This window comes from Rhodococcus coprophilus NBRC 100603 (assembly GCF_001895045.1).
In the GTDB taxonomy this organism is placed as follows: Bacteria; Actinomycetota; Actinomycetes; order Mycobacteriales; family Mycobacteriaceae; genus Rhodococcus; species Rhodococcus coprophilus.
Genome location: NZ_BDAM01000008.1, coordinates 185,538 through 199,964, shown reverse-complemented (window position 1 = coordinate 199,964; position 14,427 = coordinate 185,538). Strand labels below are relative to the sequence as shown.

16 protein-coding genes are annotated in these 14,427 nt (G+C 67.0%); 7 read left to right on the top strand and 9 right to left on the bottom strand.

The genetic code is table 11. The features are described from left to right. Positions 1–7 precede the first annotated feature (7 nt). The 7 genes from RDCOP1_RS14915 to RDCOP1_RS14885 form a co-directional block, all read right to left on the bottom strand. Positions 8–673, bottom strand: a complete 666-nt coding sequence (locus RDCOP1_RS14915; RefSeq protein ID WP_072702050.1) for a class I SAM-dependent methyltransferase — start codon at positions 671–673, stop codon at positions 8–10. A 62-nt stretch (positions 674–735) separates the two neighbouring features. Beyond that, positions 736–1,800, bottom strand: coding sequence for a phosphotransferase (locus RDCOP1_RS14910; RefSeq protein ID WP_072702048.1), 1,065 nt, complete (start codon positions 1,798–1,800; stop codon positions 736–738). After that, positions 1,797–2,909 carry a TIGR03857 family LLM class F420-dependent oxidoreductase gene (locus RDCOP1_RS14905; RefSeq protein ID WP_072701874.1) on the bottom strand — a complete coding sequence of 371 codons (1,113 nt, stop codon included), beginning with the start codon at positions 2,907–2,909 and terminating at the stop codon, positions 1,797–1,799. The genes RDCOP1_RS14910 and RDCOP1_RS14905 overlap by 4 nt, the downstream gene beginning before the upstream one ends. Beyond that, positions 2,906–3,277, bottom strand: coding sequence for a carboxymuconolactone decarboxylase family protein (locus tag RDCOP1_RS14900; RefSeq protein ID WP_072701872.1), 372 nt, complete (start codon positions 3,275–3,277; stop codon positions 2,906–2,908). Before RDCOP1_RS14900 ends, RDCOP1_RS14905 begins: the two co-directional genes overlap by 4 nt. Further along, positions 3,274–4,173, bottom strand: a complete 900-nt coding sequence (locus RDCOP1_RS14895) for an NAD(P)-dependent oxidoreductase (protein ID WP_072701870.1) — start codon at positions 4,171–4,173, stop codon at positions 3,274–3,276. Before RDCOP1_RS14895 ends, RDCOP1_RS14900 begins: the two co-directional genes overlap by 4 nt. Further along, entirely contained in the window at positions 4,170–4,919 is a 750-nt protein-coding gene (locus RDCOP1_RS14890) for an SDR family oxidoreductase (protein ID WP_072701868.1), read from the bottom strand. The genes RDCOP1_RS14895 and RDCOP1_RS14890 overlap by 4 nt, the downstream gene beginning before the upstream one ends. A gap of 34 nt (positions 4,920–4,953) precedes the next feature. Then, the gene (locus RDCOP1_RS14885) at positions 4,954–6,423 is read right to left on the bottom strand and encodes an aldehyde dehydrogenase (RefSeq protein ID WP_072701866.1); all 1,470 of its coding nucleotides are present in this window, start codon (positions 6,421–6,423) and stop codon (positions 4,954–4,956) included. An 82-nt stretch (positions 6,424–6,505) separates the two neighbouring features. Here RDCOP1_RS14885 and RDCOP1_RS14880 point away from each other — a divergent pair, with 82 nt between their 5' ends. After that, positions 6,506–7,396 (top strand): SDR family NAD(P)-dependent oxidoreductase, encoded by an 891-nt coding sequence (locus tag RDCOP1_RS14880; protein ID WP_072701864.1) that lies wholly within the window; start codon positions 6,506–6,508, stop codon positions 7,394–7,396. A gap of 14 nt (positions 7,397–7,410) precedes the next feature. On the opposite strand, the gene RDCOP1_RS14875 is transcribed toward RDCOP1_RS14880, so the two are convergent. After that, on the bottom strand, positions 7,411–8,241 hold the full coding sequence (locus tag RDCOP1_RS14875) for an oxygenase MpaB family protein (RefSeq protein WP_072702045.1): 831 nt from the start codon (positions 8,239–8,241) through the stop codon (positions 7,411–7,413). 32 nt (positions 8,242–8,273) lie between these two features. Then, on the bottom strand, positions 8,274–8,885 hold the full coding sequence (locus tag RDCOP1_RS14870) for a TetR/AcrR family transcriptional regulator (protein WP_072701862.1): 612 nt from the start codon (positions 8,883–8,885) through the stop codon (positions 8,274–8,276). Positions 8,886–8,973: 88 nt separating this feature from the next. On the opposite strand from RDCOP1_RS14870, the gene RDCOP1_RS14865 reads away from it, so the two are divergent. From RDCOP1_RS14865 to RDCOP1_RS14840, 6 genes are all read left to right on the top strand, one after another. Continuing rightward, entirely contained in the window at positions 8,974–10,197 is a 1,224-nt protein-coding gene (locus RDCOP1_RS14865; protein ID WP_072701860.1) for a cytochrome P450, read from the top strand. 80 nt (positions 10,198–10,277) lie between these two features. Then, entirely contained in the window at positions 10,278–10,850 is a 573-nt protein-coding gene (locus RDCOP1_RS14860; RefSeq protein WP_072701858.1) for a TetR/AcrR family transcriptional regulator, read from the top strand. Between the two features lie 3 nt (positions 10,851–10,853). Continuing rightward, on the top strand, positions 10,854–12,080 hold the full coding sequence (locus tag RDCOP1_RS14855; protein ID WP_072701856.1) for a cytochrome P450: 1,227 nt from the start codon (positions 10,854–10,856) through the stop codon (positions 12,078–12,080). Continuing rightward, positions 12,073–12,855, top strand: a complete 783-nt coding sequence (locus RDCOP1_RS14850) for an SDR family oxidoreductase (RefSeq protein WP_072701854.1) — start codon at positions 12,073–12,075, stop codon at positions 12,853–12,855. The genes RDCOP1_RS14855 and RDCOP1_RS14850 overlap by 8 nt, the downstream gene beginning before the upstream one ends. Next, the gene (cyp51, locus tag RDCOP1_RS14845; protein ID WP_072701852.1) at positions 12,855–14,228 is read left to right on the top strand and encodes a lanosterol 14-alpha demethylase; all 1,374 of its coding nucleotides are present in this window, start codon (positions 12,855–12,857) and stop codon (positions 14,226–14,228) included. The genes RDCOP1_RS14850 and cyp51 overlap by 1 nt, the downstream gene beginning before the upstream one ends. Next, the gene (locus RDCOP1_RS14840) at positions 14,225–14,419 is read left to right on the top strand and encodes a ferredoxin (protein WP_072701850.1); all 195 of its coding nucleotides are present in this window, start codon (positions 14,225–14,227) and stop codon (positions 14,417–14,419) included. The genes cyp51 and RDCOP1_RS14840 overlap by 4 nt, the downstream gene beginning before the upstream one ends. Positions 14,420–14,427 lie beyond the last annotated feature (8 nt).

Below are 14,427 nucleotides of genomic sequence, written 5' to 3'. Positions count from 1 at the left end.
CTGCCCGCTAGCGACGACCGGGCAGGGTTCCGACGGTTCCTCCGGTGCGTTCGAGCACGCGGAGGGTGCCCGTCGCCGACTTCTCGGTGAAGTCACCGCTCTCCAGTGCGCGACAATAGATTTCGTACGGAGGCCGGCCGCCGTCCTTCGGGTCGGGAAAGACGTCGTGGATGATCAGGGCACCCCCGACCTCCACCCACGGTGACCATCCCGCATAGTCGGACTGAGCGGCTTCGCTGCTGTGGCCGCCGTCGATGAACACGAAGGACACCGGCGTGCGCCAGAATGCCGCCACCTGAGGCGAATTGCCGATCACCGTCACGACGTGCGATTCGAGGTCGGCGTCGGCGAGCGTGTGCCGCAATTTGCCGGCGGTGTCGATGCGCCCGGTGTGGGAGTCGACGAGCGCGGGATCGTGGTATTCCCAGCCCGGCTGGTGCTCCTCGGAACCGCGGTGGTGATCGATCGTCACGATGGTGCCGCCGGTCGCGCGGGCAGCGGCACCGAGGTAGATCGTCGAGCGGCCGCAGTACGTGCCGATCTCGACACCGACTCCCTCGCCGAGGTACCGCAGGGCCGCGTCGTGCAACGCGGTTCCTTCGTCTTCGGGCATGAAACCCTGGGTGGCCTCGGCCAGTTCGACTACCTCGCGGGGAAGGGTGGTGCGGGTCATCCGGGCTCTCCGTTCGATCGCGAACTGCGGTGTCAGGTGCGCCACCTTACCGAGATGCCCTCTCACCCGGCGGTGCGGGCTGCCAGGGTGAGACTGTCGAGGTCGCGGATCGCGGCACATGCTCTCGCCACCATCGTGGCGAACATCCGGTCGCCGCGCTCCGTGCGCGTGCCGTACGCGCATCCGAAGACGGCAACCAGGGGACCCTGGAGCATCGAGAATCGGTAGTCGTCCCAGCAATCGGTCAGGCTGTACTTCTCGACGCCGTGACCGAGCAGCGCCCGGTGGTACGTCGCGACGAGGTCGCACTCGTGTTCGCGCCGTACCGTGGGTGCCAGCGAGGTGCCGACGAAGTACGCGAGGTCGCGGGCGGGAAGCCCGACCGTCAGCGTCTGCCAGTCCACCGCGGTGACGCCGGTGTCCGGGTCCGACGGGAACAGAAGATTGTCGAGCCGGTAGTCGCCGTGTACCAACGCGAACCGCTCCGGTCGTGCACTGATCCACCGTTCGGTGACCTCGACGCACGCCCGCAGTGTGTCCCGATCGCCGTCCACCACGAGGTCACCGAGACCGTCCAGGAACGTCTCGACCGCCGGGCCGTACAACTCGCCCAGCATCCGGGCTTCCGCCTCGTCGGTGCGGCCGACCCAGGACAGGCCGAGGAGGGCGGGGTCGCACCAGCGCGGCCCGTGCAGACCCGCGAGGTTGCGTACCGCGTCGTGTGCCTGCGCCGGCGTGCAACCGGCGACCTGGTCGCCCTGCTGCGCGGGCGCGAGATCTTCGAGGAGCAGCGTGAAATCACCGTGGTCGCCGAGGGCGGCGTAGTAGCAGACGGGCACCCGGACCGACACGGTGTCCGCGATGTCGGTGTAGAACCGGACTTCCCCCCGGTAGGCACCGGCGAGCATCGCTCGCGTTGCCGCGTCGGCCGCCGGAAGTTTCGCGACGATCGAAGCCGGTATCTCGTCGCCGGTCAGTTCGAGGCGCAGACACCGACCGATCTGACCGGTCCCGATCTCCTCCGTCCGTACCGAACGCACGGTTCCTCCGAGGACCTCTCCCAGTCGAGTCGGCGTCAGGTCTTCGACGTCGAGCATCAGCGCCGGTTCGGGGAGAGGGGAGGTCATCGAGCGCTCCATCCGGGATTCGCGGGCAGCCGTGAGACGCTGTCGGGTTTGCGTATCTCGCGCCATGCTCCCACGACGGGTGCGAGTTCCGTGGGTGTTGCGCCGTGCAGAATCACGCTGTCCGCACCCGCGTCGAACTGATCCGCGATGCGTGTCGCGCAGGTCCGGGCCGAACCGGTGGCGGACGCGGCGAGCCACTCGTCGGGCAGCAGGGTGCGTATGTGCCGCAGAACGTCGGGGTTGCCGGACGCATCGAACGCACCATGGTGCTCGCGCACGACGGGGTCGTCGCGGAACCGGCGAAGGACGGCGGGATCCCAGTCGTTGGCCCGGATCAGCACGTCGCCGTAACCCTGGAGGTACGTGGCGAGACGCCCGGCCAGCATGCGCAGTTGCCGGTCTTCGGCTATCGAGTCCTCGACCGTGGCGATCACCGACCAGATCCGTACGGACGCGGGGTCTCTTCCGGCCGCGTCCGCCGCGTCGCGGACGATCTTCACGGCGCGGGCGACGGTGGCATCCGCGAAGAAGGTGTGCAGGACGACGCCGTCGGCGATCCGACCGGCGAGTTCGAGCGTCCTGTCGCCGAGGGCCACCGCGAGGATCGGGATGCGATCGGATCCGTCGGAGATGCGGCGCAGATAAGGGAACGACCCGGCCGGGCCGTCGTGTCCCGCGACCGCATCACCGTTCCACAGGGCGCGGAGGATCCCGGCCGAGTCCTCGAGCCTCGCCGACGTGACGCGCGGCAGGCCCATGAGGTCGAAGAGGGCATCGAACCCACGCCCGAGGCCGAACGCGTACCGGCCGCCGCTCAACCGGTGCAGGGTGGTCGCCATCGTCGCAGTGACGAGCGGGTGACGGGTGTGCGGATTCGTTGCAGCGGTGCCTATTCCGATCGTTTCGCTTACCGCCGCTGCAGCTCCGGCGAGCGCCGCGGCGTCCTTCGTGTCGAAGCGCTCGGACAGGAATACCGCTCCGAGGCCGAGTCGTTCGGCACTGCGGACCTCGTCGAGCAGATCCCGCGGCTCGGGAGAGTGCCCGGCCAGGCCATAGAACCCGAGTTCGGGGAACTCGGGCGCCGAACCGGCCCGTCCGGCAATGCTCACGAGCGGTCGGATGCGCGCCGCCGCTTGTGCAGCACGCTCCCGATCGTCGCATCCAGTTTGGTGCCCAGTGGCCACCCCACGTAGTGGCACAGGAAGAGCGAGATCTCTCTCAACTGCTCTTCGTCCAGTTCCTCGTTGTGCAGAGCCGCACCGATCTGGATCTCCGCGACGTCGGTGAGCCCCTGTGCCGTGAGGGCGCCCAGCAGAAGGAGCCGCCGATCCCGGATGCTCAGCCCGGGACGCGACCAGATGTCGGCGAACAGATGATCTGCCGTCACCGCGAAGTGGTCGCCGGGCCCGTCCTGCATTTCCCAGCCGTAGACCGCGGTCATCATGTCCAGTCCGCGGCGGCGGGTCTCGTCGGTCATGCGTGCTCCTCGCTGGCGTGGGCTTGTGCGGTGCTGCCGGTACCGACGCCGAGTCCGACGCCGAGTCCGGCCAATGCTCGTGTGGCGAGCGGTAGTTCGACGCCGAGCCGCTCGCCGAGGTCGAGTGCGAGCGACAGGTCCTTCTCTCCGAGGTCCCGCACGTGGGAGAAGATGGGGAACCACGAATCCGCGGCGCCGAGCTGGGATGTGTTGTCGCGCCACATGATCGCCCCCGCACCGCCGGTGATGGCATCGGTGTGGCGGACGACTTTGCCGAGTTCGGTGATGTCGATCCCGGCCGCCTCCGCGAGCCGTTGTGCCTCGGTCGCCGCGGTGAACGAGATGAAGTGCAGAAGATTGCGGGCCAGCTTCATACGGGTACCGGAACCCACCGGACCGGCGTGGATCACGATCTCCGCGAAGTGCCCGAACGGCTCGGCGACCTTCGCGAACGCCTCGTCCGTCGCACCGACCATGACTGCGAGGGTGCCGTTGCGGGCGCCGGGAGCACCACCGCTGACGGGCGCATCGACGAGGTCGACGCCGGCCTCGGCGCACTGGGCCGCGAGTTCGGTGGCGGTGGTGTCGGAGATCGTGGAGTGCACCGCGATCACCGTTCCGGGGCGCGCGGTGGAGAGGAGACCGCCCGTACCTGCGACGACGTCGCGTACCTGGGCGTCGTCGAGCACGGTCACGCAGATCAGGTCGCAGGCGGCGGCGAGTTCTGCCGTGTCGGTAGCGGCAGTGGCGCCGGCCTCGACGAACGGGGCGACGGCTTCGGGACGGGTGTCGAGCACGGTGAGTCCACCGGGCCGGCCGAGCAGGCGTTGTGCCATCGGCGCGCCCATGTTGCCGAGCCCGATGTACCCGATCCGGAGGCCCCCGGGGTCGCTCACGACCGGATCACCTGCCCGCCGTCCACGTTGAAGATCTGCCCGGTCACCCAGCTCGCCTCGTCCGACAGCAGGAACAGGCACATGCCGACCAGGTCGTCCGGGGTACCCATTCGTTTGAGGGGCAGACGCTTGATCATGTCGGCGACCATCTTGGGCGGCGTGGTGCTGCGGGTGGCCTCGGTATCGGTGGGGCCGGGTGCGATCGCGTTGATCCGGATGTTCGACCCGCCGAGTTCCACGGCGAGCTGCTGGGTCAGACCGTTGATCCCGACTTTCGCGAGGCCGTAGAAACCGGAATATACCCATGCGGCCGTTGATGATTGGTTGACGATCGACCCGCCCTCGGCCGACATGTGCGGCCATACCGCACGGGTGACGTTGAGGGCGCCGTCGAGGTTGACGCTCATGAATTTCTTGTAGTAGTCCCACGGGACGGTGAGGAGCAGATCGAGTTTCATGCCGCCGTAGATCGCGGCATTGTTGACCACGTGGTCGATGCGGCCGTATTTTTCGACGGTCGCCGCGGCCAGGGCCTCCGTGGACACCGGGTCGGATACGTCGACGGGGACGAAGGTCGCGCTGCCGCCGTCGGTGACGATCTGCTTGGCGACCTGCACACCGAGTTCGGTGTTCAGATCGGCGACCACAACGTTCGCGCCTTCGGACGCGAGCGCGCGGGCGTAGGCCTCCCCGATGCCCTGCGCTGCGCCGGTGACGATCGCCGTACGGTCTGTGAATCTGGCCATGCTGTCGGTCCTTTCGATTCTGTGGGTGCGGCGATCAGCTCGCGGGCTCCGCGACCAGCTTGGTTTCCAGGTATTCCTCGAAACCGGCGACGCCCATCTCCCGGCCGATTCCGGACTGCTTGTATCCGCCGAACGGTGCATCCGCCGCGTACCAGATGCCACCGTTGACGCCGAGGGTGCCGGTGCGCACCCCCGAGACGACGCGAGCGATGCGTTCGGGATCGGTGCCGTACACCGCACCGGACAGGCCGTAGGGGGAATCGTTGGCGATGCGCACCGCGTCGTCGTCACCGTCGTGCGGAATCACGACGAGCACGGGACCGAAGATCTCTTCCTGTGCGGTCCGGGATGTGTTGTCCAGACCGGAGATCAGTGTGGGTTCGACGAAGTATCCGCGCGCATGTTCGGCCGGTCGCCCACCACCCACCACGATGGTGCCGCCCTCGTCGACGGCGAGCCTGAGGTAACTCTCGACCCGCGCGCGCTGGCGCTCGGAGATCAAGGGTCCGCAGACGGTGCCGGGATCGCGGGGATCGCCCGGTCGCAGATTGCGCATCGTCTTCGCGGTGGCAGCCACCGCCTCGTCGTACTTGTCGCGGGGAACGACGAGGCGGGTCGTGATGGCGCAGCCCTGGCCCGCGTGGGTGGACACGGTGAACGCTGCCATGGAGCATGCGCTGCGCAGGTCTGCGTCGTCGAGCACGAGGAATGCCGATTTGCCGCCGAGTTCGAGGAAGACCTTCTTGAGGGTTTCGGCGGCGGCCCGCATCACGGAGCGGCCGGTCGCGGTGGATCCGGTGAACGAGATCAGGTCGACCCGCGGGTCTTCGGCGAGCTGCGCACCGAGGCGATGATCGCTCGACGTCACAATATTGAGGACACCCGGCGGAAAATCGGTCTCCTCGGCGAGGACCTTTCCGACGAGCGCCGCACACCACGGGGTATCGGGGGCGGGTTTGAGCACAACGGTATTGCCTGCCGCGAGCGCCGGCCCGATCTTCGCGAAGTTGATCTGGTGCGGGAAGTTCCACGGCGTGATCGCGCCGACCACACCGGTGGCTTCTTTCAGCAGGTAGCGATGCGTGGGGATGCCCATCGGCTCGGCATTGCCGAGATCCTGTTTCCACGAGTAGCTCTCGGCGAGGTCGGCGAAGTAGAGCAGGTCGTCGATCGGCCCTTCGAGATGCGCCGCGGACGTGAGGAACAGGGGAGCCCCGACCTCGGCGACGGTGATCTCGCGCAGTTCCTCGATGTGGCCGCGCAGGGCGTCGCGCAACTGGCGCAGGCATCGGGCGCGGAACGCGTGATCGCGCGACCAGTCGGTGTCGTCGAACGCGCGACGCGCGGCCGCGATCGCGGTGTCCATGTCGTCGGCGGTGGCGTCGGCCGCATGCCCGAGCAGTTCTTCGGTGCTCGGGTCGAACACCTCGAAGGTGCCGCCGCTGCCGGGTACGAGCTTGCCGTCGATCAGAAGGGTGGAGCTGTCGGTGGGGCGAAGTGTCATCAGACGTTCCCTCGGTTCTGGACAGGTGTCTGGACTATAGTTCGGGCAGATGTACGACGCAATGGCCGGAACGGGGAACGTTATGGGGGAGCCGGATTCGACCGGGCTGTCCGGTAGGGGCGTGATCGTGACCGGGTCGAGCCGGGGCATCGGCCGGGCGGTCGCGCGGGAGTTCGCCGCGAGGGGAGCGGGTGTGGTGGTCAACGGCCGCGATCCCGCCGCGGTGGACGCGACGGTCGCCGAGATGGTCGCGGAAGGCGTACGGGCGGTCGGTGTCGCGGGATCATCCGCGGCCCCGGGAGTAGCGGAGCGGCTGCTCGAGACGGCACTCGCGCAATTCGGTTCGGTGGCAGCGCTCGTCAACTGCGCCGGTACGGCGGAGCCGGCCGGATCGTCCATTCTCGATATCGACGATCGGCAGTGGCACGACCTGATCGACGCCCATTTGACGGGCACCTTCCGCACCTGCCGGGTCCTCGCCCCGTACTTCGTCGGGCAGGGCGGTGGTGCGATCGTCAACACGGGCTCGTTCGCTTTTCTGGGCGATTACGGCGGGACGGGATACCCAGCCGGCAAGGGTGCCGTGAACAGCTTGACCATGGCGATTGCCGCAGAGCTGCGCGAACACGGTGTGCGCGCCAACGTCGTGTGTCCGGGAGCGCGCACGCGCTTGTCGACAGGTGGCGACTACGAGCGGCAGCTCACGCGCCTGCACGACCGCGGTCTGCTCGACGACGTCTCATACGAGGCCTCGCGAAATCCTGCTCCACCCGAGTACGTCGCGCCTCTCTACGTCTACCTCGCGAGTGCGCTGTCGCCGGACACCGGCGGAATCTTCGCGGGTTCGGGGTGTTTCGTCGGCCGGTTCGGCAAGCAGACGCCGGCTCTGCTCGCGTGGCGCGATCACGATGAGGCGCCGCCGTGGACACCCGAGGAGATCTCCGAATTCGTCCGGGGCGCTCCGGTGCGATAACCCGCGGGGGAACTTCAGAAGACGCGCAGTCCGAGGCGCCGCCGCAGTCGCATGTCCAGCAGATACACCCTCCACGGCAGGCCCCACAGTCCCGGGGTGACGCGATGCACCCGGCGGAGGTTGCCCAGGTAACGGTCGAATCTGCGCTGGTCGGTGGCGGTCCACTCGTAGTGCATGAGCTCCCGGAATTCCGGGGGGAGGGCTCCGCGCGTGATCAACTCGAACGATCGTCCGAACACGCGGTGGATCAGGCGGCCGAGGCGGCCCAGCCGGATTTCGAGGAAGCTGAGTTCGGCGAGGTGGGTGAGGTAGGTGCGGACGTCGTCGTTCATGGAGATGCTGCCGACTCCGGCCCGCCAGAGATCGTCGTACTCCGCGCGTGTGGTGGGCCAGGACTCCGGGCGCACGTTCAGTGTGGTGCCGAGTGTCGCGCCGTCGTGCAGCACGCGCCGGAACTCGTCCTCGCGCAGCGGTCCGTGCAGCAATTCGTGCTGGTCGACGAAGTACTTCAGTAGACACACGGCGACCCACAGCTGGAGTGCGGGGGAGTTGGCGCTGTAACCCACAGCGGCGCCCGGCGGGGACACCACGTGAGCGTGGATGCGCCGCACGGATTCTCGGACGTAGGCGCGGTCGTCGTCGTTACCGTATGCCGCGACGGCAAGGTATGCGCCGGTGGTGCGGGCGCGTTTGAGGGGATGCAGGTCGGCGCGACCGGAATCCACGGTGCTGTCGAGCACGCCCTGTCCGACGCTCGGGAGAGCCAACTGCATGATCACGTTCGCCGCATTGATCGTGCCGCCGAGCGGCGAGACCAGATCCCCGAGGGAGCGGATGGCAGGCATGAGGTCCTCCATCTGACGACGGTTGAATCCAGTTATACCGGCTCGTTTCGACCCGTGCGCGCATCTCCGAGGGGAACGCTCGCGAGGACCCCGCGCACCACGGTCTCGTAGATCTGGTCGAGATCCGGTTCGCTGCCGAGAAATCCGCTGCCTTCGAGCGTCGCGAACCCGTGCAGCGCCGCGAACATGCTGATGGCGACCTCGAGCGACTCGTCCTCGGGCACTCCGCACGACGACAGCATCGTCCGCAGGGCGACGTTGGCATCGAGTGCCGCGCCGACGAGCGCATCGCGGTCCACCGGTGCCGCGGTGAGTGCCCGGTAGAGGCGGGGGTGCTCTACCGCCCAGGCCCGGTGGGCGTCGATCAGGGCGCGCAGGCCGTCGATCCCGCTGCGGCCCATCGCCACCTCGCGGAGGTGGAGGCCGAGATCGGTCATGGCGCGGACCTGGATCGCTGAGCGGACGTCGTCGAGGTTGCGGACGTGGTTGTAGAGGGAGGCTGCGGCGATCCCCAGACTGCCCGACAGGGTGCTCATGGTGAGTTGTTCCCAGCCGGCATCCTCGACGATCCCGAGCGCAGCGCCGATCACCTTCTCACGCGTGAGGGTGCGTCGCCGGACGGGCCGGGAATTGTCACGTGCCATGAAGTTATTCTAAGGGTCTTCCGCATCAAACGAAGGCCTGTAGTTTGAAGGTCACACACATTCGGATATTCACGACGAGGGTGACGGCATGACCACCTCCCGTATCGATCTCAAGAACCCCGACCTCTATCTCGAGGGAGTTCCACACGCGTACTTCTCCCAGATGCGCCGCGAATGTCCGGTGCCTCGGCAGCTGGAGGACGGTGGCGCCGGTTTCTGGGCGGTCACCAAGCATGCCGACGTCGTGGCCGTCTCCCGCGACAGTGTGACTTTCTCGTCGGCGCTGGGTACGACCCAGATCGATGATTTCGACGAGGAGACACGCCTCAAGCAGGCGACGATGCTCATCAATCTCGATCCGCCGGACCACACCAGGCTGCGGCAGCTGGTGAGTCGCGGGTTCACGCCCCGGATGGTCAAGACCCTCGAAGCGCACATCCGGGAGGTCTGCAACCGGATCGTCGACGAGGTGATCGAGGCCGGCCGCGACGGCATGGTCGTCGATTTCGTTCCTCTGGTGGCAGCGCCCCTGCCTCTCGAGGTGATCGCCGAACTGCTCGGCGCGCCGGCGGAGGACGTCGGCAAGCTGTACGACTGGTCGAACCGGATGATCGGCTGGGACGACCCGGAGTACGGGAGTTCCCAGGAGGACGGGGAGCTGGCAGCAGCGGAGGTGTTCTTGTACGCCAACGAGATTGCGGCCAGAAGACGTGTCGAACCACGCGACGACATCATCTCGAAACTGGTTCGTCCCGACGAGAACGGCGACACCTTGTCGGAGGTCGAGTTCGACATGTTCTTCGTGTTGCTCGTGATCGCGGGCAACGAGACGACCCGCAACGCGATCTCCGGCGGCATGCAGGCATTCATGGATCATCCCGAGCAGTGGCGGCGACTGCAGGAGCGGCCGGAACTGATCGACAGCGCGGTGGAGGAGGTCTTGCGCTGGGTGAGCCCCGTGCTGGGGTTCCGCCGCACCCCGACCTGTCCGGCGTCGGTCGGGGGTCAGGCCGTCGAGCGCGGCGACAAGGTCGTCGTGTACTACCCCAGCGCGAATCGGGACGAGGAGGTCTTCGAGAACGCACAGGTCTTCGATATCGGGCGTGAACACAACCCGCACGTCGCCTTCGGGGGGAGCGGGGTCCATTTCTGCGTCGGGGCGCATCTTGCGCGTCTCGAACTGCGCGTGATGTTCGAGACTCTGGCGTCGCGTCTCGACCGCGTCGAATCTGCCGGGCCCGCGCGCCGGTTGAGGTCGAACTTCATCAACGGGATCAAGGCGATGCCCGTCCGGATCTACCCGCGCGGGTGACGAATTCGGTGCGCAATGCCTGTCGTCGGCATTGCCGGACGGGTATTGCCGTAGTAATGTCCAGACACGTGTCCAGAAATGTGAACCTCGAATCGACTCGCCGGCGCCTGACCGAGAGGCAGGCGGATACCGTCCAGCGGCTCACACAGGCCGCGGTCGAGGTGCTGCGCGAAGAGGGGTTTGCAGGACTGACCGTCCGGATGGTTGCCTCGCGCGCGGGCGTCGCGCCGGCAACGGCGTACACGTACTTCTCGTCGAAGGAACATCTCGTTGCGGAGGTGTTCTGGCGGCGGCTCGCCACCGAGCCCGCGGTCGAGTCCACAGCCGGTCCGGCCGAATCGGACCGTGTGGATCGGGTGGCGGCAGTACTCCGGGGGATCGCGCTGCTCATGGCCGACGAACCGGAACTCGCGGCGGCCGTCACGAGTGCCCTGCTCGGTCAGGATCCGGACGTCGAGCATCTGCGCGCACGTATCGGGCTCGACATTCGAGAGCGGCTCTCCGCCGCGCTCGGACCGGGCGCGGACCCCGACGAACTCGAAGCACTCGAACTTCTCTACGCCGGTGCCCTCGTGCGCGCCGGCATGGGATACGGGACATACGAAAAGCTCGCCGACAGGTTGGAAGTCTCAGCCCGACTTTTACTGGAGTGAAGCATGATTCAGGCCTCCCGGGAGTCCTCATCGCTCGACCCGCCGACGTTCAACCCGTACGACTACTCCTTCCACGAGGACCCGTATCCCACCTACCGCCGGCTGCGCGAGGAAGCGCCGCTGTACTACAACCCCGAACTGGAGTTCTGGGCACTGTCGCGTCATGCCGACGTGGTGGCCGCGTTTCGTGACAGCACGCGGCTCTCGAGCGCCAACGGAGTCTCGCTCGATCCCTCCGCGTACGGGCCGAACGCGCACAAGGTCATGTCCTTCCTCGCGATGGACGACCCGCGGCACATGCGCATGCGCCAGTTGGTATCCAAAGGTTTCACTCCGCGCCGCGTCGCCGATCTCGAGGGACGCATTCTGGAAATCACCCTCGAATACCTCGAACCGGCTTTGGCGGCAGGCGAGTTCGATTGGATTTCGGACGTTGCCGGCAAGCTGCCCATGGACGTGATCTCCGAACTGATGGGCGTTCCCAAATCCGACCGCGCCGAGATCCGCAGGCTCGCCGACCTCGTCGTGCACCGCGAGGAGGGCGTGCTCGACGTGCCGGTCGCCGCGATGGACGCCTCGTTGAATCTCGTCGGCTACTTCGCCCGGATGATCACCGAGCGCCGTGCGAAGGAAACAGCCGATCTCACCTCGGCTCTGCTCGGGGCGGAGATCGACGGCGACCGATTGTCGGACGACGAGATCATCGGATTCATGTTCCTCATGGTGGTGGCCGGGAACGAAACGACCACGAAGCTGCTCGGCAACGCGATGTTCTGGGGAGCCGAGAACAAATCGGAAGTGCGGCAAGTATTGTCCGATCCCTCGCGCACGCCGGAATGGGTCGAGGAGACACTGCGGTACGACACGTCGAGCCAGCTCGTCGCCCGCACTGCGGCGGAGGACATCGAACTGCACGGCTCCACCATCCCCGCCGGCGACAAGGTGCTTCTGCTCATCGGGTCCGCCAACCGCGACTCGGAAGTGTTCGACGATGCCGACACCTTCCGCATCGGCCGCAACAGTTCCCAGAAGATCGCGAGTTTCGGCGGCGGGGTGCACTTCTGCCTCGGCGCCCACCTCGCGCGTCTCGAGGCGACCATCGCGCTCGAACAGTTCGCCCGGCGCGTCACCGACTACGACGTCGACGTCGACCGCTGCGAACGCGTGCACTCCACCAACGTCCGAGGCTTCGCGGCCCTGCCCATGAAGGTCACCGATCGACATGCCTAGATTCGAACCCCACCCCGGCCGGCGCCCGGCGATCGTGACCGGCGCGTCGTCCGGCATCGGCACCGCCACCGCCTACGCGCTCGCCGAACTCGGGCACCCCGTCGCTCTCGGTGCTCGACGCGTCGACGAGTGCGAGGCCGTCGCAGAGAAGATCCGCGGCGAGGGCGGTGAAGCGTTCGCTCATCATCTCGACGTGTCGTCGACCGACTCGGTCGATCGGTTCGTCACTGCCGCGGAGGACGCGCTCGGCCCCACCGAGATCGTCGTCTCGGGCGCCGGCGACATGGACTTCTCTCTCGCTCACGAAATGGACCCCGACCGGTTCGCGTTCCAGGTCAGCGTGCATCTCATGGGCACCCAGCGACTGGCCCACCGGGTGCTTCCCGGAATGATCGAACGACGCCGCGGCGATTTCGTCGTGATCGGTTCCGACTGCGCCGACGTGGCACGCCCCTGGATGGGCGCCTACGTCGCGGCCAAGACCGGTCTGGAAGCCCTGGCGCGGGAGATGCGCATGGAACTCGAGGGCACCGGAGTGCGTGCGTCGGTGGTGCGTCCGGGCCCCACCCAGACCGCGGCGGGGATGAGCGCGCCCGTGGAAATCCTCGAACCGCTACTCGCGGACTGGGAGAAGTGGGGACTCGCGCGCCACCCCTACTTCCTCCGGCCGTCGGACATCGCGGATGCTGCCGTGGCGGTCGTCTCGGCTCCGCGGGGCGCCCACATCGTGCTCATCGAGGTACAACCCGAGGCCCCACTGAAGAAGGATTCCTGATGACCACGATCGCCGAACCCAGGCGGGTGTCCGGTGGCGAGCAAGAACACGGCCACCTCGAAGAGTTGCGCACCGACCCGATCGCACTCATGCGACGCGTCCGGGACGAATGCGGAAACGTGGGCGTCTTCCAACTCGCCGACAAGAATGTCGTGCTGCTCTCGGGCGCCGAGGCGAACGAGTTCTTCTTCCGGGCCGCGGACGAGGAACTCGACCAGCAGGCCGCATATCCGTTCATGACACCGGTGTTCGGGGAAGGTGTCGTGTTCGATGCGAGCCCCGAGCGGCGCAAGGAGATGCTGCACAACTCCGCGCTTCGCGGCGAACAGATGAAAGGCCACGCCGCGACGATCGACCGGGAAGTGCAGGACATGATCGCGCACTGGGGCGACGAGGGCGAGATCGACCTGCTCGAGTTCTTCGCCGAGCTGACGATCTACACCTCGTCGGCGTGCCTGATCGGCAAGAAGTTCCGGGACCAGCTCGACGACCGCTTCGCGCGGCTCTACCACGATCTCGAAAAAGGCACCGACGCTTTGGCTTTCGTCGATCCGTATGCGCCGATCGAGAGCTTCCGTCGGCGTGACGAAGCGCGGCGTGGTCTCGTCTCGCTCGTACAGGACATCATGACCGGGCGCATCGCGAATCCGCCGAAGGGCAAAGAGGACCGCGACATGCTCGATGTCCTCGTGTCGATCAAGAACGAGGACGGAACCGAACGGTTCAGCGCAGACGAGATCACCGGAATCTTCATCTCGATGATGTTCGCCGGGCACCACACCACGTCGGGCACCGCCGCGTGGGCGCTGATCGAACTGCTGCGCCACCCCGGATACCTGCACGAGGTGACGGACGAACTCGACACGCTGTACGCCGACGGTGCGGATGTGAGTTTCCATGCGCTCCGCCAGATCCCGGTGCTCGAAGCGGTTCTCAAGGAGACGTTGCGGCTGCATCCGCCGCTGATCCTGCTGCTGCGTGTCGCGCGCGACGACTTCGAGGTCGCCGGATACCGGATCCGCCGGGGAGACCTCGTCGGCGCCACACCCGCGGTGTCCAACCGCATCCCCGAGGACTTCCCCGATCCCGACGCATTCGACCCGGGTCGCTACATCGATCCCAACCAGGAAGACATCGTCAACCGCTGGACGTGGATTCCGTTCGGTGCCGGCCGGCACCGGTGCGTCGGCGCCGCCTTCGCTCTCATGCAGCTCAAGGCGATCTTCTCGATCCTGCTGCGCGACTACGAGTTCGAGTTGGCGCAGCCGTCCGATACCTACCGCAACGATCACTCGAAGATGGTGGTGCAGCTCGCGCAGCCGTGCGCGGTGCGGTACCGGCGCCGCAACCGGGACGGAGGTGGCCGACCGTGAGAGTCGAAGCCGATCTCGATCTGTGCCAGGGCCACGCCATGTGCGCGATGGAGGCCCCGGATGTGTTCGCCGTGGCAAAGCACGGCGAAGTAGAGATTCTGCTGGACCCGGTGCCGGAGGAGTTGCGCAGCGACACCCAGGCCGCCGTGAAGTACTGCCCGACCCAAGCCCTTCGCATCGTCGAAGACTGAGACCAGGA

What these genes read in the sequence shown, in the direction of transcription:
- cyp51 (WP_072701852.1), top strand. Translation starts at nt 12,855, where the DNA reads ATGACCACGATCGCCGAACCCAGGCGGGTGTCCGGTGGCGAGCAAGAA.
- RDCOP1_RS14890 (WP_072701868.1), bottom strand. Translation starts at nt 4,919, where the DNA reads ATGGCCAGATTCACAGACCGTACGGCGATCGTCACCGGCGCAGCGCAG.
- RDCOP1_RS14870 (WP_072701862.1), bottom strand. Translation starts at nt 8,885, where the DNA reads ATGGCACGTGACAATTCCCGGCCCGTCCGGCGACGCACCCTCACGCGT.
- RDCOP1_RS14855 (WP_072701856.1), top strand. Translation starts at nt 10,854, where the DNA reads ATGATTCAGGCCTCCCGGGAGTCCTCATCGCTCGACCCGCCGACGTTC.
- RDCOP1_RS14875 (WP_072702045.1), bottom strand. Translation starts at nt 8,241, where the DNA reads ATGCCTGCCATCCGCTCCCTCGGGGATCTGGTCTCGCCGCTCGGCGGC.
- RDCOP1_RS14885 (WP_072701866.1), bottom strand. Translation starts at nt 6,423, where the DNA reads ATGACACTTCGCCCCACCGACAGCTCCACCCTTCTGATCGACGGCAAG.
- RDCOP1_RS14900 (WP_072701872.1), bottom strand. Translation starts at nt 3,277, where the DNA reads ATGACCGACGAGACCCGCCGCCGCGGACTGGACATGATGACCGCGGTC.
- RDCOP1_RS14915 (WP_072702050.1), bottom strand. Translation starts at nt 673, where the DNA reads ATGACCCGCACCACCCTTCCCCGCGAGGTAGTCGAACTGGCCGAGGCC.
- RDCOP1_RS14880 (WP_072701864.1), top strand. Translation starts at nt 6,506, where the DNA reads ATGGGGGAGCCGGATTCGACCGGGCTGTCCGGTAGGGGCGTGATCGTG.
- RDCOP1_RS14865 (WP_072701860.1), top strand. Translation starts at nt 8,974, where the DNA reads ATGACCACCTCCCGTATCGATCTCAAGAACCCCGACCTCTATCTCGAG.
- RDCOP1_RS14850 (WP_072701854.1), top strand. Translation starts at nt 12,073, where the DNA reads ATGCCTAGATTCGAACCCCACCCCGGCCGGCGCCCGGCGATCGTGACC.
- RDCOP1_RS14910 (WP_072702048.1), bottom strand. Translation starts at nt 1,800, where the DNA reads ATGACCTCCCCTCTCCCCGAACCGGCGCTGATGCTCGACGTCGAAGAC.